This is a genomic window from Paenisporosarcina sp. TG20, assembly GCF_000286315.1.
Classification (GTDB): Bacteria; Bacillota; Bacilli; order Bacillales_A; family Planococcaceae; genus Paenisporosarcina.
In genome coordinates, this window is sequence record NZ_ALJG01000293.1 from 1 (window position 1) to 18,106 (window position 18,106).

Consider the following 18,106-nt stretch of genomic DNA (forward strand, 5'->3'; position numbering starts at 1 on the left):
AAAGGGTATTGGTTTTTTTTGTGTGTTTTTTCGAATGGGATTAAAAAGTGAACTGAGAAAGAGGAGTAGGAAAGAGTTCTAGGTTATAAAGAGAAACTCCTGGTGGATGACGTAGAAATTTACCATTAATCGATTGCTTCCCCTAAACCGATGCTAGGTGGGGACTTTTCCCTTGTATGATTGATCTCCTCATATGTTGTAACTTTATTTTGAATTATCCGTCTAATTTTAAAAGAAGGGCGGAATCTATATGATGATAAAAATGAGTATATTAGTTACATTATTAGTAGCTCTTGTAGGATGTGGAACTGATGATGGGGGAGATCCATCAACTGTTAATGGAGATCCTTCTTCATCTGATAATAGTCAGTTTGTTGAATATGGGGTTGCTGGAAATATTGTTGAAATTACTACAAGTAATGATGAGGCTATTGCGGGAACCATTATGGTTGAAGGTCCTGAAGATAATGGTGCTAAGTATAAAGAGGCTGTTGTTACCGTAAAAACTGATACTAAAATCTATATTAATGATCTCACTGATTATGAAAGTCTAGAAGTGGGAATGTATGTTAACGTCTTTTTTGAGGGTCCAGTTAAAGAATCTCTTCCTGTTCAAGCAACAGCTAAGCAAATTAACATTATTCCGGAAGATCCTGTGCAAGAAACAACTCAAGAAGGAACAATATTACCTGGTCTACCTGTAGCGTGGATTATTCATCGAGGAGAAAAATACACGCTAGAAAACGTATATTCTAAAGAAGAGCTAGATCTAGATACAATAACATCAACCAATACTGTTACTGGAGAAGGTGATGGTACTATGAATGGTGAAGAAATTTTTATTGAGGAACCTAGCGGAGACTTGTTTATAATTGATGATTCAGGACCCAACGAGGAATGGGCAAGATATATTAAAATTGACCAAAAATAAATAAAGACATATCTAAGTATTCATTAATTTTTGGTTTGTTAAAGGAAAAGGTTGATTGATTTGTAGCAAAATAATCTGGATGGGCTCTCCCATATCTTAAGAATAATCCTATATTTTAATGGGATATTTATATTAAACCCGAAAAAGATTGTGAAGAAATTGCTTAAAAACCAGCTCAGCAAAGTTAAATAATCACCTTAATGCCTCATGATAGAGTGGACTAATTTTATTTGTAATTTTAAGGATAGGTGTTATTTTGAATGAAAAAGAAAATGAAGATTTTTATTTTGATATTCACAGCAGCTTTTGTTGCTTGCGGTTTAGGATTTACCTTTTATAAGCCTGACAGAGTACTTGGTCTTGAAGCAGAATTTGCCTTCAATGTAACCGATAAGAAATTACTCGTCGGGGATGCTGAACACGTGGTAATCGGCGAAGTTGTTAGTAAGCTGGAAGAAACAAAGGATGACATCGGACCTATCACTACCTACTCAATTGAGGTTCAAGAGGAGATCAAAGGTGCTTTAGAATCTAGTACAATTACTATTGTCCAACGAATAGGATATGATAATTTTAAAAAAGGTATCATAAAGTTTGAAGATGACGATTATTTAGTAGAAGGTAATTCTTATGTCTTAATCTTAAGATACGATGACATAATTGGGGAATATAGAATCACTACACCCAAATATGGAAATGTTCTAGCTAAGGAAAAGCAAGATAAATCTTTTAAAGAGGAAGTATTGACTGAATTTAAAGAGGCTGTGAAGAATCAACAAAAGCCTAAATATTAATTCTGATACATTTTATATAATGGAACTTGTTAATTAGATAAGATAAGCATAGCTGATTATGTTACTAATGTTATAGCATGGTTAGGAGAATAAGAGTTGTGACAGATCACTCTTAAAAAATTATGTTAAAGAACACTGTAGATTTAAAACAAAGTGAACTTCTTTTTATAGAAGTTCACTTTATTATTTTGTATTGTACCTACTTAATTTAATCTTAGGGCATCAGCATTATCCCATGCTGTAGAATCACTCAATTGGAAGTCTTTAACTAAGCTTCGATAATAGAAATTGATACTTGTACTAGATTTAATACTACTACTAAGTAGTTCTTTGTTTGCCGAAGTTAGTATTACATATCCTTCACCTAAGCCACTTTTATCAAAATTGTTGTTTGCATCAATTTCTAAATCTATATTTCCACTATAATTAAAAGGTGATACTACTAAGTCATTTTTACTGTACTTCCCATTAGACTTTAAGTTATAGCCTTCTAATTTCCAACCTTCATTCCAAGTTATATTAACCGTATGTTGCTGGGGGAATATTGGATGTCCATCTAACTTATATGTGAAGAATACCTTCATGATTGCATTCCCATCTTTATTAAATCCTGTGTTTACTGCTATTACTTGTAGTTTCGAACCTTCAGTAGGCGATTTCGCACTTGCAATTCCATAACCCATTCCAATTATCAATGAAAACATAAATAAGAATAGTATTACTTTCTTCATAAAAACTTCTCCCTTCCTAGATAATCCTCTGGCTTGCCTCAAACATTAATCGATAAATTCTGATAGTTAAAGTTTATCACACGTATTGGAAAGAATCTTATGATACAAAGGAACAGACGCCCGAAATTGCATTCTCGGTCATTTATTTTTAAAACAACAGATAGTATATAAAATTGATGTGCCATGAACTCAGTGTTCATGGTTTTTTATATATGGAGACATGATTTCCTTCTTTAGAAACGTAGGTTTCCTCTTAGAGAAAATTAATTTTTTTCAGTGATACATTCTTGTTTAGAAATTCTATTTAATTTAGGAATGAGTACTTTCATTTTAAAAGATCGGACGATTTTTTATATATACTTTTAAAACTATATTGTTATCAATGTCGATTTTTAAACAGGTGAATGATTGTAGTGAAAGGCGGCGACTCCACTGGGAAAAGCGAGTCCGGTGAGACCCCGCAGCTAGCGCACAATGGAACGAAGGCTAAGAACGCCACGTCGTGTGGCGAAGCCTTCGTGACCAACATCCTGTTGGCCCGAGGAGGCTCACGGGACCGCCCACGGAAAGCGTCCGGCATGTTTCTGCATCGCTACGCTTGCTTCGAAACATGAAAGTGCGTTGTAACGGAAATCACTAGACTTTAATAGAAGGCTATCTTATAAAGGATCGGGCGTACTTGGCCGGTTTTTCTTATGTAGTAAGTTTCGATTCACTAGTCCAGCCGAAGCAAAATGAGTTGAGTGAAGTCATTGTCACTTATTTTAGTAATATTTAGATGTTTTTAGAATGATTTTTAAAAATCAAAGAAAAAAATGTTACATTTTCATCCTTTTCATATTGAAAACTTTGGCGAGCGATTGCTCAGTTGGAAAATATCGAGTCCAAGTTGGAAAAATGGAAGTCCAAGTTGGAATTTTTGAGCTCCAAGTTGGAAAAATCACCTCTCAAGTTGGAATAGGTAAAATAAGGTAAACTAAACGATACATTTCCCAAACACAGATAATCCAACTTGTAAGTCACCAGATGTTCTTAAAATTCCTGATATGTGCTACTAATAACATCTTCCTTTATATAAGAACAGTTAGAACCCTTGAATTATATACAAATCTTTAATAAGATAGGGCTGAATGGTTAATATGAAGGGAAGATTATTATGAGTACAGATGCGTTATTAATGATCTTAATTATATTTAGTATAAATATTGTTTATGTGACGTTTTTTACTGTTCGTATGATATTGACGCTAAAAGGGTATCGTTATTTTGCTGCCTTTATTAGTATTTTTGAAGTAATTGTTTATGTACTTGGACTTGGCCTGGTGTTGGATAATCTGGATGAGATTCAAAATCTAGTGGCTTATGCTATCGGATACGGAACAGGTGTTATAGTTGGTACAAAGATTGAAGAGAAAATGGCACTTGGTTATATTACAGTAAATGTGATTACAACTGAAGAAAATAAAGCTTTGCCTGGGTTATTGCGCGATAGAGGATATGGAGTAACGGATTGGGATGCGAATGGTCTTGAAGGTGTTCGTAAATCAATGCAGATTTTGACACCGCGTAAGTATGAATTGAAGCTATACGCAACCATTAAGGAGTTAGATCCTAAAGCCTTTATTATTACGTATGAACCGAAAGCAATTCACGGAGGATTCTGGGTGAAAACAGTTAAAAGGGGTAACCTGTTCAAATGAAGAAAAAGACAGTGTGGTTTGAAGTGGAAGAGAATGAGACAATTGAAGAATGTTTGGAACGTATGAAGAACGAAGGCTACATAGCAACAGGTCGAAGAGAGCAACCGCTGTTTGAAGAAACGAATGGTGAATATTCTCCTATTAGACAAATCATTCAATTTAAAGGTACGTACATCTCAGAGGAACCATAAAAATGTCTTAAAGACGAACGATATTGTTTTCTGAATTATTATTGTTCGTATTTTCGCATTGACTCATGGCTTGGCTCTTGTTAAAATATAAATATAGAAACATTAATATCCCCATATATGCTAAAGAATTGGCTTTAGCGTCTCTACCAGGTCACCGTAAATGACCGGACTATGCGGGAAAGCAACTTTTGGATAAAACGAGGGATGTGAGTCTGCATATGTTTACATATATGACAGCAATTCATAACCTAATTTTAGAGTCCTCAAGTAACCTGCTTTTCACCGCATAGTGAGCAGTTTATTTGAGGATTTTTACGTTGTAAATATATAACAGTAGTGTCTACTTACAGGCATTACAGAAAGAGAAAGCGATTTAACTAGCATCTTATACACATACTGGTGTTTCAAACATAAATAAAGGAGAGATTTTCAATGAATCCAAAAATTGGCGTTATCATGGGAAGCTCGAGTGACTGGGAAACAATGAAGCATACATGTGACATATTAGACGAATTGCAAGTCTCATATGAGAAAAAGGTAGTGTCTGCACATCGAACGCCAGATTTAATGTTTGAATACGCTCACTCAGCGAGAGATCGAGGGATTCAAGTAATCATAGCGGGTGCTGGTGGTGCTGCTCATTTACCGGGGATGGTTGCTTCTAAAACAACGTTGCCAGTTATCGGAGTTCCTATTCAGTCGAAAGCGTTGAGTGGAATGGATTCACTCCTTTCAATCGTTCAAATGCCCGCGGGTGTGCCGGTAGCTACAGTGGCGATTGGTAAAGCAGGTGCAATAAATGCTGGTTTACTTGCAACACAAATGTTGGCGATGACGGATCAAACGTTAGTGCAAAGTTTAGATCAGCGACGACAAGCAACGTCAGAAAAGGTTTTTGAAAGCAATGGTGATTTACGATGACAAAAACCGTTTACCCAGGACAAACAATTGGGATTATTGGTGGTGGTCAATTAGGACGTATGATGGCTTTAGCTGCTAAGGAAGCAGGATTTAAAATAGCCGTACTTGATCCGACTATGGATTCGCCTTGTGGCCAAGTGGCAGATATTCAAATTGTTGCTGCTTTTAATGATGAAACTGCATTAGAGGAATTAGCAGAAGTGAGCGATGTCATTACGTATGAATTTGAGAACATTGACTATAAGGGATTAAAACGCCTTACTGAATATGCTTACGTGCCTCAAGGGGCTGAGCTTGTTAGAATTACACAAAATCGTATTACTGAGAAAGCTGCAATTCGTGAAGCAGGTGTGTCAGTTGCGAATTATGTTTCTGCTACAAGTCTTATAGAATTGAATGAATTAATTGTTGAAGTTGGTTTCCCTTGTATCGTTAAGACGGCATTTGGTGGCTACGATGGCAAAGGACAAGTACTGTTAAATTCAATGAGTGATTTAAAGCTAGCCGAACCACTATTTGAACACGGTGCTTGTGTTGCAGAAGTGTTTGTTCCTTTCACAAAAGAAATCTCTGTCATCGTCCAGCGCAATGGAAACGGGGAAACATATTGTTTACCTGTTGGCGAGAATATCCATAAACATCATATTTTACATGAAACGATTGTTCCAGCTAGAGTATCAGAGTCGGTTTTGACACAAGCTACAATTGCTGCAGAAAAAATCGCAGATCATTTGAAGTTAGTCGGAACGTTGGCAGTGGAAATGTTTGTTTTAGAAGATGAAACGATTGTCATTAACGAGCTAGCACCTCGTCCACATAATTCGGGACACTATTCAATAGAAGGAAGTTCCATTTCACAGTTTCATCAACATATACGTGCGATTTGTGGCTGGCCACTTCGTAAACCAGTTCTACACCAATCCACAGTGATGGTAAATGTGCTTGGAGAACATGTCGTACCTTTATCAAACGCTATTTCAAAATATCCGAATTGGTCGATTCATCTTTACGGGAAAAACGAAGCTAAAGTGAAACGGAAAATGGGGCATGTAACCATTTTAACCGATGATATAAATAAAACATTACAAGAAATCGAGCATTCTGACATTTGGTCAGAATAGAAGGAGAACATATATATGATAGAACGTTATACACGACCTGAAATGGGAGCAATTTGGACAGAACAGAATAAGTACCAAGCTTGGCTAGAAGTTGAAATCTTAGCATGTGAAGCTTGGGCTGAATTAGGAGATATCCCTAAGGAAGACGTAGCCAAGATTCGCGCGAATGCATCATTTGATGTTAAACGTATTTTAGAAATTGAAGAGGAAACACGCCATGATGTAGTAGCATTTACACGTGCTGTTTCTGAAACACTTGGCGAAGAACGCAAATGGGTACATTATGGTCTTACTTCTACTGACGTCGTAGATACGGCTCTTTCTTATATTATTAAGCAAGCAAATGTCATTCTTCGTAAAGACTTAAATAATTTCATTGAAATTTTAGCGAATAAAGCAAAAGAACATAAATTCACAGTAATGATGGGACGTACACATGGTGTACACGCTGAGCCAACTACTTTTGGATTAAAGCTAGCATTATGGCATGAAGAAATGAAACGTAACTTGGAACGTTTTGAAGCAGCTGCTAAGTCAATTGAAACGGGTAAAATGTCTGGTGCAGTTGGAACATATGCAAACATTGATCCTTTCGTAGAGACCTATGTATGTGACAACTTAGGAATTGCTGCATCACCGATTTCAACACAAACACTTCAACGCGATCGACATGCTCAATACATGAGTACACTTGCGCTAATCGCAACATCTGTAGAGAAGTTTGCAACAGAAGTGCGAGGCTTACAAAAATCAGAAACGCGTGAAGTAGAGGAATCTTTTGCAAAAGGTCAAAAAGGATCTTCAGCAATGCCACATAAACGCAACCCGATTGGTTCTGAAAATATGGTGGGTCTTGCAAGATTAATTCGCGGATATATGTTAACTGCTTATGAAAATGTACCATTATGGCATGAACGTGATATTTCACATTCATCAGCAGAGCGTGTTATTCTGCCAGACGCTACAATCGCATTAAACTACATGCTTAACCGTTTTGGCAACATTGTGAAAAACTTAACGGTATTCCCAGACAATATGAGACGTAACATGGATAGTACGCTTGGGTTGATTTATTCACAACGAGTGCTTCTAGCATTGATAGATAAAGGATTAGCTCGAGAAGAAGCGTATGATACGGTTCAACCATGTGCAATGGAGGCTTGGGAAAATCAAATTGCTTTCCGTGGAGTTGTCGATGACAGCGAAAAAATTACATCATACTTGTCTAAAGAAGAATTAGACGATTGCTTCGACTATAACTATCACATCCAACATGTAGATATGATATTTGAACGTCTCGGACTAAACTAATCGGGGGAATACACGTGGAAAAAGGTCAACTTTTGTATGAGGGTAAAGCGAAACGATTATACACAACAGACAAAGAAGATATCCTTTTTGTGGAATATAAAAATAGTGCTACTGCGTTTAACGGAGAAAAGAAAGCTGAAATTGCTGGAAAAGCCATGTTAAACAATCGAATTACAACTTTACTGTTTGAGAAACTTAAAGCAGAAGGCATTGACTCCCATTTTGTTGAACAATTATCTGATCATGAACAGTTAGTGAAAAAGGTAGACATCATTCCAATCGAAGTCGTTGTTCGTCAAATTGCTGCAGGAAGTCTAGCTAAGCGTCTTGGACTTGAAGAAGGAGTGGAACTCGCACGCCCGATAGTTGAGTTCTACTACAAAGACGATGAACTAGGAGATCCGCTCATTACTGAAGAGCATATTGAACTATTGAACATTGCCACACCAGTTGAAGTGAAAGCTCTTTATGAAAAGGGATTACAAATCAATGAAGTGCTAACACGACTATTCAAAGAAATCGGCGTCATTCTAGTTGATTTTAAGTTGGAATTTGGCCGCGATGAAAATGGCAATGTGTTGCTTGCTGATGAGATTTCACCTGATACATGCCGCTTATGGGATGAAAAAACAAAACAAAAGTTAGACAAAGACGTGTTCCGTAGAGATTTAGGACAATTAAAGGACGCATACGAAATAATACTATCCCGTCTAGGAGGAATCACACAATGAAAAAAGTAAAAATTTATGTCACTCTTCGCGAAAGCGTATTAGACCCACAAGGCTCAGCAGTCATGGGGGCGCTCCATACAATGGGCTATAATCAAGTTGAAGACGTACGCATAGGGAAATACTTGGAACTTCAAGTAGATGATTCTGACCGGCCACTAGACGAGATCGTAAAAGAAATGTGTGAAAAACTACTAACCAACACAGTTATTGAGGATTATCGATACGATGTTGAGGAGGCTGTTAGAAAATGAAATTTGCAGTCCTCGTATTCCCAGGATCGAACTGTGATTTAGATATGTATCATGCGATAAAAGACGAGCTTGGTGAAGAAGCTGAGTACGTGTGGCACGATACGAAAGATTTAAGTGCTTTTGACGGGATTTTATTACCAGGTGGATTCTCTTACGGTGATTACTTGCGTTGTGGAGCTATTGCTCAATTTTCAAATGTAATGAGTGAAGTGAAAAAAGCTGCGGATGCAGGTAAACCTGTACTTGGGATTTGTAATGGGTTCCAAATTCTAACGGAAGCCGGACTTCTTCCGGGAGCACTACTGCGCAACAAGAATTTGAAGTTTATGTGCAGAACATCTGAATTAGTAGTTGAGAATAACAATACGATGTTTACAAGTCAGTATGCAAAAGATGAAGTGATCAACATACCTATCGCTCACGGTGAAGGGAATTATACGTGCGATGCAGAAACACTTGCCTCATTAAAAGCGAATAATCAAATTGTGTTCACTTACACAAATGATAATCCTAACGGCAGTGTGAATGATATTGCAGGCATTATCAACGAACGAGGAAATGTCTTAGGGATGATGCCTCACCCAGAGCGTGCCGTTCATGAATTAATTGGTGGCACAGATGGTTTAGCACTTTTCAAATCAATCGTTAAACAGTGGAGGGAATCTCATGTCAGTCATGCTTGAACCAAATCCAAAGCAAATTAAAGAACAAAAACTATATGCTCAAATGGGTATGCCCGATAGCGAATTTGAAATGGTTGAAAAGATTTTAGGGCGTCTGCCAAACTATACAGAAACAGGATTATTTTCTGTTATGTGGTCAGAACATTGTTCTTATAAAAACTCTAAACCTATTCTACGTAAGTTCCCAACTACTGGTCCGCGCGTGTTACAAGGTCCTGGTGAAGGTGCTGGAATTGTTGATATTGGGGATGGACAAGCTGTTGTATTCAAAATGGAATCGCATAATCACCCATCTGCTATTGAACCTTATCAAGGAGCAGCGACTGGCGTGGGTGGGATCATTCGTGACGTATTTTCCATGGGTGCACGTCCGATCGCAATGTTAAATTCACTACGCTTTGGTGAGTTAACATCACCACGCGTTCGTTATTTATTTGAAGAAGTGGTTGCTGGGATTGCAGGTTACGGTAACTGTATCGGGATTCCGACTGTTGGTGGAGAAATACAGTTTGACGATTGTTATGCCGGGAATCCATTAGTAAACGCGATGTGTGTCGGGTTAATCAACCACGAAGACATTCAAAAAGGCGTTGCATCTGGAGTTGGCAATACCGTGATGTATGTTGGGGCAAAAACAGGTCGCGATGGCATACACGGAGCAACATTTGCTTCTGAAGAATTAAGTGAAGCTTCTGAAGAAAAACGCCCTGCCGTTCAAGTTGGGGATCCATTCATGGAGAAGCTGTTACTTGAAGCGTGTTTGGAACTTGTGAAATTAGACTCTCTAGTTGGTATCCAAGATATGGGTGCGGCTGGATTAACATCTTCTGCAGCTGAAATGGCATCCAAAGCAGGCTTCGGTATTGAAATGAATTTAGATTTAGTCCCACAACGCGAAACAGGGATGACGGCATACGAAATGATGTTATCTGAATCACAAGAACGTATGTTAATTGTAGTGAAAAAAGGGCATGAAGCGGAAATCGAAGTGCTATTTGAGAAGTATGACTTAGATGCAGTTGCAGTTGGTCGTGTAACTGACGATAAAATGCTTCGTTTACTTCACAAAGGTGAAGTTGTAGCTGATGTTCCTGCAGATGCTTTAGCAGAAGAAGCACCAGTTTATTATAAACCATCAAGTGTTCCTGCTTATTACACAGAATATCAAGCGATGGAAAACGTTGAACCTCAAGTCGCTGACTATAAAGAAACGTTAATAAACCTTTTAAAACAACCGACCATAGCATCAAAAGAATGGGTATATGAACAATACGATTACCAAGTGCGCACTAGCACAGTAGTAACGCCTGGATCAGATGCAGCTGTAGTTCGTGTTCGTGGCACGAACAAAGGATTAGCGATGACAACAGATTGTAACTCTCGCTACATTTACTTGGACCCGGAAACGGGTGGGAAAATAGCGGTAGCAGAAGCAGCACGTAACGTCGTTTGTTCAGGTGCCAAACCACTGGCAATTACCGATTGCTTAAACTTCGGGAATCCAGAAAACCCAGAGATTTTCTGGCAATTAGAAAAGTCAGCTGACGGAATGGCTGCTGCATGTCTAGCACTTGAGTCGCCTGTAATCGGTGGGAACGTATCACTTTACAATGAACGCAGTGGAGTCGCTGTCTACCCAACGCCAACCATTGGTTTAGTTGGATTAGTTGAAGACCTGTCACACGTAACGACACAATATGTGAAAGAAGCTGGTGACTTCGTTTATCTAATCGGAGAAACAATGACCGAATTCGGCGGTAGTGAATTACAAAAGATGGTGGAAGGACGTATTTTCGGTAAAGCTCCTAAGATTAATTTGGATGTAGAAGTAACTCGTCAAAACGCACTTTTAAAAGCTATCCAGTCTGGTAAAGTTGCATCTGCACATGATATTGCTGAAGGTGGTTTTGCGGTTGCATTAGCTGAGAAAACGTTTGGTAAACAAAATCTTGGTGTAGACGTAACGATATCTGGTTCGGCTATTACTGCTTTATTTAGTGAATCACAATCACGTTTCATCATTACAGTACAAGAACAACATGCACAAGCCTTTGAAGAAATTGTAAAAGATGCTGTGAAAATTGGAACGGTCACATCAGATACGTCCGTCGTAATTCGAAATGAACATGGCGAAGAGTGGGTGTCAGGTTCTGTTGAAGAATTCCGGTCCGCTTGGAAAGGAGCAATACCATGCTTGCTGAACTCAGAGGGTTAAACGAAGAGTGTGGCATCTTTGGAATTTGGGGAGATTCGAACGCAGCACAAATTACGTATTATGGACTTCACGCTTTGCAACATCGTGGACAAGAAGGCGCAGGAATCGTAGTTAGTGATGGAGGCGCGCTTCAAGCGGTTAAAGGTGAAGGTCTTGTAAATGAAGTGTTTACCGAGGGCAAACTTGACCACTTACAGGGAAATGGCGCAATTGGACATGTCCGTTATGCAACAGCAGGTGGTAGAGGAATTGAAAATGTGCAACCGCTGTTGTTCCGCTCTTCTACAGGTAGTTTAGCAATTGCACACAATGGTAATTTGGTTAATGCGACCTCTTTAAAAAGACATTTAGAACGACAAGGAAGTATATTTCAATCTTCTTCAGATACAGAAGTATTAGCACATTTAATTAAGAAAAGTGGATATGCCACATTTGAACAACGAGCTAAAAATGCATTATCACTCCTTAAAGGTGCGTTTGCAGTTGTCATGATGACGGAAGACGAAATGACCATTGCGCTTGATCCAAACGGATTACGACCACTGTCTATAGGGAAATTAGGGGATGCCTGGGTTGTGGCATCTGAAACCTGCGCATTCGATATCATTGGTGCAGAATATATTCGATCAGTTGAGCCTGGAGAATTCCTTATTATCAACGATGAAGGAATGAGAGCAGAACGGTTTGCTCCACCAGCGAAACGTGCGATTTGTACGATGGAATATGTCTACTTCTCACGTCCGGATTCTGATATCGATGGGATAAATATTCACATGGCACGAAAACGTTTAGGCAAAGAGTTAGCGTCAGAAGTAGAAATAGAAGCTGATGTTGTAACAGGAGTTCCAGACTCTAGTATTTCTGCTGCCATTGGTTTCTCAGAAGCTACAGGCATCCCATACGAATTAGGCCTTATTAAAAACCGGTATGTGGGACGAACGTTTATCCAACCTTCGCAAGACTTACGTGAGCGTGGTGTGAAGATGAAGTTATCTCCTGTCCGCCAAGTGGTGAATGGAAAACGAGTTGTGATGGTGGATGATTCCATAGTTCGTGGAACAACGTCTAGACGAATTGTCACCCTGTTAAAAGAAGCAGGAGCGACAGAAGTACATGTTGTTATTAGCTCACCACCAATTAAAAACCCATGTTTTTACGGAATTGATATAAGCTCTAGTGAAGAACTTATTGCTTCAAAGAATAGCGTCGAAGAAATGCGTGTTTTAATAGGAGCCGATTCATTAACTTTCCTATCAGTGGAAGGAACGGTGCGCGCAATCGGTCGAACCGAAGAAGGACCTGAAGCGGGACATTGCTTAGCATGCTTCACTAATAGTTATCCGACAGATATTTACCCGGATACGATTTTACCGCATAAAAAAGAATTGGTTCGTTAGGAGGTAACATAGATGTCGAAAGCATATGAACAAGCGGGTGTAAATATTGAAGCGGGGTACGAGGCTGTTAAACGAATGAAGTCACATGTGGATCGCACTGCACGCAAAGGAATAATGGGTGCATTTGGCGGGTTTGGTGGCATGTTTGATTTGTCATCACTTAATTATAAAGAACCTGTTTTAATATCGGGTACGGACGGCGTTGGAACCAAATTAAAATTAGCATTTTTGACGGATCAACACGATACAATAGGGATTGACTGTGTAGCAATGTGCGTTAATGACATCGTAGCTCAAGGTGCAGAACCATTATTTTTCCTTGATTATTTAGCAGTAGGTCAAGCTCAACCTGAGAAGATTGAGCAAATTGTAAAAGGGGTTGCGGATGGTTGTGTTCAAGCAGGTGCTGCACTCATCGGTGGTGAAACAGCTGAAATGCCGGGCCTTTATGAAGTAGATGAATATGACATTGCTGGTTTTGCTGTAGGAGTTGCTGAAAAGTCGAATATTGTAACAGGCGAGCATATTCAAACAGGTGATGTACTTGTTGGACTTGCTTCTAGTGGAATTCATTCAAATGGCTTCTCTCTTGTGCGTAAAATCGTCTTTGCCGATCAAGGTTATGAAATTGATTCCTTAGTTGCAGGATACGAACATTTAGGGCATATCGGTAAAGCATTACTGGAACCAACAAAAATCTATGCAAAACCAGTATTAGCTATTCATGGATTGCTTAATGTTCATGGCATGGCACATGTCACAGGTGGAGGTTTTTACGAAAACTTGCCTCGTATGATGCCAGCTGACTTAGGTGTAGAAATTGATTTAGGCTCATGGCCAGTCTTACCAGTATTTTCAATGTTGAAAGAAAAAGGGTCTTTAGCAGACCGTGATTTATATAGTGTCTTTAATATGGGTATTGGTTTTGTCATTGCACTTCCTGAAGAACAAGCAAAACAAGCCATTCAAATAGCTGTTGAAAACGGTGAAAATGCTTATGTGATAGGCCGAGTTATTGAGGGTGAAGGTGTTCACTTTAAGGGCTCTCATGACGGGACTTTAGTCAATGAATAATAAGCCAAAGGTGGCGATTTTTGCTTCTGGAAGTGGAAGTAATTTTCAAGTCATCATGGACGCATCAAAAGCAGGAGATTTACATGCCGAAATCGTAGCAGTTGTGACGGATAAACCTCAAGCATATGTAGTGGAACGTGCAACAGCTGCCGATGTTTCTGTCATAGCTTTCAATCCAAAAGAATTTTCTTCAAAAGCGGATTATGAGGCGGCCATTTTGAAGGAGTTACAACAGCTTGAAGTAGAATGGATAGTGTTAGCGGGATATATGCGCTTAATTGGAGAAACAATATTAGATGCGTTTCCTCATAAAATCGTCAACATCCATCCATCACTTCTGCCATCTTTTCCAGGTAAAGACGCGATTGGTCAAGCTCTGGCACATGGCGTGAAAGTAACAGGTGTAACCGTACATTATGTAGATGCTGGGATGGATACAGGAAAAATCTTAGCACAACAAGCTATTGAAATTGTAGACTTAGACCGTGAACAAACAGAACAACGAATTCATGCAGTTGAACATGAACTCTATACAAAAACATTGCAGCAATTATGGAGCCGGTAGGGCAATAGGGTCACGAAGACGAGAACCACAGGATGTGGGTCATGAAGGCATTGCGACAAGATTTCTTAGCACAGCATTTTGCGACGAGTAACCACTGGAGCAGGACACTGCGTTCTTCGACTTCGTTTCTTTGTATTTTTCTTAGCACTGCATTTTGCGACGAGTATCCACTGGAACACCAAGGCATCCATCGCGAAATTAAGTTTCTTACAACACTTTAAATCTCCAATCTTTCATATAAAAGGAGGAATCTTTCATGGCAAAACGCGCGCTTATTAGTGTGTCAGACAAATCAGGAATTCTAGAATTTGCAAAAGAATTAGAGGCATTAGGTTATGAGATTTTATCAACAGGTGGTACAAAAGCATATTTATCAGAAAATGGTGTGGCCATTACACCGGTTGATCAAGTTACAGGATTTCCAGAAATATTAGGTGGTCGTGTCAAAACATTGAATCCGATGATTCATGGGGGCCTACTTGCGAAGCACGACGATGTTGATCATCAAGCGCAAATGAACGAACATGGCATAAAGCCTATCGACGTGGTCTGTGTGAATTTGTATCCATTCCGTGAAACTATCTCAAAACCAAATGTAACAGCTGAAGATGCGATAGAAAATATTGATATTGGTGGACCTGCAATGCTGAGAGCCTCTGCGAAGAATCATTCTTATGTTACGGTCATAACAGATGCAACTGATTATCCTGCTGTTTTAGAAGAATTAAAAGCTGAGGGTAAAACTAAGATGGAGACAAGACGTCGTTTAGCTGCAAAAGTATTCCGTCATACAGCTGCTTACGATTCATATATTTCAGGATTTTTAACAGAATTAGCTGGAGAAGAATTTCCCGAGCAAGTCACATTTACATATGAACTAAAACAACCGCTTCGTTACGGTGAAAATCCACATCAAAAAGCAGCGTTCTATAAGAGTTCGCTAGGATCTGATTTTTCAATTGCAAATGCACAACAACTACATGGCAAAGAACTTTCATACAATAATATACAAGATGCCAATGCCGCCATTCAAATCATCAAAGAATTTGAGTTTCCAGCAGCAGTAGCGGTTAAACACATGAACCCATGTGGCGTTGGTACAGGTGAAACAATTGCTGAAGCATTCTCCAAAGCCTACGAAGCAGATAGTATGTCTATTTTTGGAGGCATCGTTGCATTAAATCGTGAAATTGATGATAAAACGGCTGAACAATTATCAGGGATATTCTTAGAAATTATCATAGCCCCTTCGTATTCAGAAGAAGCATTAGCCATTTTAACGAAGAAGAAAAACATTCGATTATTGACGATTCCATTTGAACAACATAAAAAAGATAAATGGAATACCGTTTCAATTGAAGGTGGCTTATTACTGCAACAACCAGATACTTACGGATTTGCAGAAGCAGATGTGCGTGTCGTAACTGAACGTCAACCAAGCGAACAAGAATGGGCAGCCCTAAAACTTGGGTGGAGCGTGGTCAAACACGTGAAATCCAATGCAATTGTTATTACAGATGCTCAAATGACACTTGGGGTTGGTGCAGGACAAATGAACCGTGTAGGAGCAGCGAAGATTGCTTTAGAGCAAGCTGCTGATAAAGCACATGGTGCGGCTCTAGCTTCAGACGCCTTTTTCCCAATGAGTGATACAGTAGAAACTGCTGCTAAAGCGGGGATTACGGCAATTATCCAACCAGGTGGTTCGGTAAAAGATGAAGACTCTATTCAAAAAGCAAATGAATATGGTATTGCTATGGTGTTTACAGGCGTTCGCCACTTCAAACACTAAAGGAAGTTCGACAAGCCAGATCAATATTGTACGACGAGAACTGCACGAAGCAGGTCATGCAGCTGTCGCATCAGGACGTGGTGAACTTAGGCTGCGTTCCAAAACTGGCTCTTTTGCGCTTTATTAAACACTTATAAAAGGGAGGGATTCTTTTGAAAGTACTTGTTATTGGTAGTGGTGGGCGTGAACATGCCATTGTACGTCAATTTAAAAACTCTCCATCTGTTACAGAAGTGTTTGTTGCCCCTGGGAATGACGGGATGAAGAAAGATGCAACTTGTGTAGCGATTGACTCGTTAGAATTCGATATATTGACTGCGTTTGTTCATGAAAATGCAATAGATTTAACGTTTGTTGGACCCGAACAACCTCTTGCTGAAGGCATTGTGGATTATTTCGAAGCACAAGGCTTACGTATTTTCGGTCCTACGAAAGCAGCAGCCCAAATCGAAGGAAGTAAAACGTTTGCGAAAGAATTAATGATTAAATACAATATTCCAACTGCTGCTTATGAAACATTTACAGATGTAAATGAAGCGAAAGACTATATTCGAAAAATGGGTGCGCCCATTGTAATAAAAGCAGATGGCCTTGCTTCGGGTAAAGGCGTTATCGTGGCGATGACTTTGGAAGAGGCTATTTATTCTGTTGAGGATATGATTGGTAACCAAAAGTTCGGCGAGTCTTCTTCACGTGTAGTCATTGAAGAATTCTTGGAAGGTGAAGAATTCTCATATATGTCATTCGTGCATAACGGTCAAATTTATCCGATGGTCATTTCCCAAGATCATAAACGAGCATATGACGGTGATAGAGGACCTAATACGGGTGGTATGGGCGCTTATTCACCAGTTCCCCATCTACCAGAATCGGTTATCCAACAAACCTATGATTCAATTGTCTTACCTACAGTTGAAGCGATGGCTACTGAAGGTACGCCTTTTTCAGGAATCTTATATGCAGGGGTAATTTTAACGGATGATGGTCCAAAAGTAATCGAGTTTAATGCCCGATTTGGAGATCCTGAAACGCAAGTAGTTTTACCACGAATGACTTCTGATTTTGGCCAATTTATGACGGCACTTCTTAACGGAAAACCATTTGAATTAAAGTGGTCAAATGATGCAATTCTTGGTGTTGTAATTGCGTCATATGGCTATCCTTGGCAAGTGAAAAAAGGTGCTATCCTACCAGACTTCTCAAAGTTTAACAAAGACATTCAAGTATTCCATGCTGGAACGAAAGAAGTGGATGGGTATTTTGTTGGTAATGGTGGTCGAGTTATCTTGGTAACTTCAAAATCCTCTACTTTAAAACAAGCTGAACAACAAGTGTACGCTGCATTAGCTGAATATAATTGGGAAGGTTTCTTCTATCGAACAGATATTGGATGGCGTGCGTTATAATAATGAAAAAGACTGCCACCAAATTATTTTGGGACAGTCTTTTTGAAGAAAGTATATAAATTTAGTGAGCCATGAATCCAATATTCCCGGTATTTTAAGGAGTAGGTTCTAGTATGATACGGCTGATTTGCGCTCCAGGCGGACCGCGCGCGGAAGGCGTCCGTCTGCAACGAAAATCATAACATAAACCAAAGTGGATACTGTGTACTTTCTTTAAGGACCGGGCAAATTTTGCCCGGTTTTTCCTACAAAATAAGAAAGTATATGACTATAAAGTGACAAGAACCCTGTAT

General features: G+C 39.2%; 17 protein-coding genes and 1 riboswitch. Of the genes, 16 read left to right on the forward strand and 1 reads right to left on the reverse strand.

The window, feature by feature from the left end; translation table 11 throughout:
* The first annotated feature begins 250 nt into the window (after positions 1–250).
* Together B371_RS22425 and B371_RS0109990 are read left to right on the forward strand one after the other, a co-directional pair.
* On the forward strand, positions 251–931 hold the full coding sequence (locus tag B371_RS22425; RefSeq protein ID WP_019414170.1) for a DUF3221 domain-containing protein: 681 nt from the start codon (positions 251–253) through the stop codon (positions 929–931).
* Positions 932–1,191: 260 nt separating this feature from the next.
* Positions 1,192–1,725: a hypothetical protein gene (locus B371_RS0109990; protein WP_019414171.1), complete on the forward strand. Its 534-nt coding sequence runs from the start codon at positions 1,192–1,194 to the stop codon at positions 1,723–1,725.
* A gap of 203 nt (positions 1,726–1,928) precedes the next feature.
* Here the strand turns inward: B371_RS0109990 and B371_RS0109995 are convergent, their stop codons facing one another.
* Complete coding sequence (locus B371_RS0109995; protein WP_019414172.1) at positions 1,929–2,456, reverse strand: hypothetical protein; 528 nt, start codon at positions 2,454–2,456, stop codon at positions 1,929–1,931.
* 1,156 nt (positions 2,457–3,612) lie between these two features.
* On the opposite strand from B371_RS0109995, the gene B371_RS0110005 reads away from it, so the two are divergent.
* From B371_RS0110005 to purD, 14 genes are all read left to right on the forward strand, one after another.
* Entirely contained in the window at positions 3,613–4,155 is a 543-nt protein-coding gene (locus B371_RS0110005) for a DUF2179 domain-containing protein (RefSeq protein ID WP_019414174.1), read from the forward strand.
* A complete protein-coding gene (locus B371_RS0110010; RefSeq protein ID WP_019414175.1) occupies positions 4,152–4,346 on the forward strand; it encodes an NETI motif-containing protein in 195 nt (64 codons plus the stop codon). The genes B371_RS0110005 and B371_RS0110010 overlap by 4 nt, the downstream gene beginning before the upstream one ends.
* Positions 4,347–4,437: 91 nt before the next feature.
* A riboswitch (purine riboswitch) is annotated at positions 4,438–4,538 on the forward strand.
* Positions 4,539–4,778: 240 nt separating this feature from the next.
* Positions 4,779–5,267 (forward strand): 5-(carboxyamino)imidazole ribonucleotide mutase, encoded by a 489-nt coding sequence (gene purE / locus B371_RS0110015; RefSeq protein ID WP_019414176.1) that lies wholly within the window; start codon positions 4,779–4,781, stop codon positions 5,265–5,267.
* Positions 5,264–6,388, forward strand: a complete 1,125-nt coding sequence (gene purK / locus B371_RS0110020) for a 5-(carboxyamino)imidazole ribonucleotide synthase (protein ID WP_019414177.1) — start codon at positions 5,264–5,266, stop codon at positions 6,386–6,388. The genes purE and purK overlap by 4 nt, the downstream gene beginning before the upstream one ends.
* A 15-nt stretch (positions 6,389–6,403) precedes the next feature.
* Positions 6,404–7,699 (forward strand): adenylosuccinate lyase, encoded by a 1,296-nt coding sequence (purB, locus tag B371_RS0110025; protein WP_019414178.1) that lies wholly within the window; start codon positions 6,404–6,406, stop codon positions 7,697–7,699.
* Positions 7,700–7,713: 14 nt separating this feature from the next.
* Complete coding sequence (gene purC / locus B371_RS0110030; protein WP_019414179.1) at positions 7,714–8,430, forward strand: phosphoribosylaminoimidazolesuccinocarboxamide synthase; 717 nt, start codon at positions 7,714–7,716, stop codon at positions 8,428–8,430.
* Positions 8,427–8,681 (forward strand): phosphoribosylformylglycinamidine synthase subunit PurS, encoded by a 255-nt coding sequence (purS, locus tag B371_RS0110035; protein ID WP_019414180.1) that lies wholly within the window; start codon positions 8,427–8,429, stop codon positions 8,679–8,681. Before purC ends, purS begins: the two co-directional genes overlap by 4 nt.
* Positions 8,678–9,364 (forward strand): phosphoribosylformylglycinamidine synthase subunit PurQ, encoded by a 687-nt coding sequence (gene purQ / locus B371_RS0110040; protein WP_019414181.1) that lies wholly within the window; start codon positions 8,678–8,680, stop codon positions 9,362–9,364. Before purS ends, purQ begins: the two co-directional genes overlap by 4 nt.
* On the forward strand, positions 9,348–11,579 hold the full coding sequence (purL, locus tag B371_RS0110045; protein ID WP_019414182.1) for a phosphoribosylformylglycinamidine synthase subunit PurL: 2,232 nt from the start codon (positions 9,348–9,350) through the stop codon (positions 11,577–11,579). The genes purQ and purL overlap by 17 nt, the downstream gene beginning before the upstream one ends.
* Positions 11,555–12,976 carry an amidophosphoribosyltransferase gene (purF, locus tag B371_RS0110050; RefSeq protein WP_026023018.1) on the forward strand — a complete coding sequence of 474 codons (1,422 nt, stop codon included), beginning with the start codon at positions 11,555–11,557 and terminating at the stop codon, positions 12,974–12,976. Before purL ends, purF begins: the two co-directional genes overlap by 25 nt.
* Before the next feature lie 12 nt (positions 12,977–12,988).
* On the forward strand, positions 12,989–14,050 hold the full coding sequence (purM, locus tag B371_RS0110055) for a phosphoribosylformylglycinamidine cyclo-ligase (protein ID WP_019414184.1): 1,062 nt from the start codon (positions 12,989–12,991) through the stop codon (positions 14,048–14,050).
* A complete protein-coding gene (gene purN, locus B371_RS0110060) occupies positions 14,043–14,615 on the forward strand; it encodes a phosphoribosylglycinamide formyltransferase (protein ID WP_019414185.1) in 573 nt (190 codons plus the stop codon). The genes purM and purN overlap by 8 nt, the downstream gene beginning before the upstream one ends.
* A 256-nt stretch (positions 14,616–14,871) precedes the next feature.
* Positions 14,872–16,407, forward strand: a complete 1,536-nt coding sequence (gene purH / locus B371_RS0110065; protein WP_019414186.1) for a bifunctional phosphoribosylaminoimidazolecarboxamide formyltransferase/IMP cyclohydrolase — start codon at positions 14,872–14,874, stop codon at positions 16,405–16,407.
* 152 nt (positions 16,408–16,559) lie between these two features.
* Entirely contained in the window at positions 16,560–17,813 is a 1,254-nt protein-coding gene (gene purD / locus B371_RS0110070; protein WP_019414187.1) for a phosphoribosylamine--glycine ligase, read from the forward strand.
* The last annotated feature ends 293 nt before the right edge of the window (positions 17,814–18,106 follow it).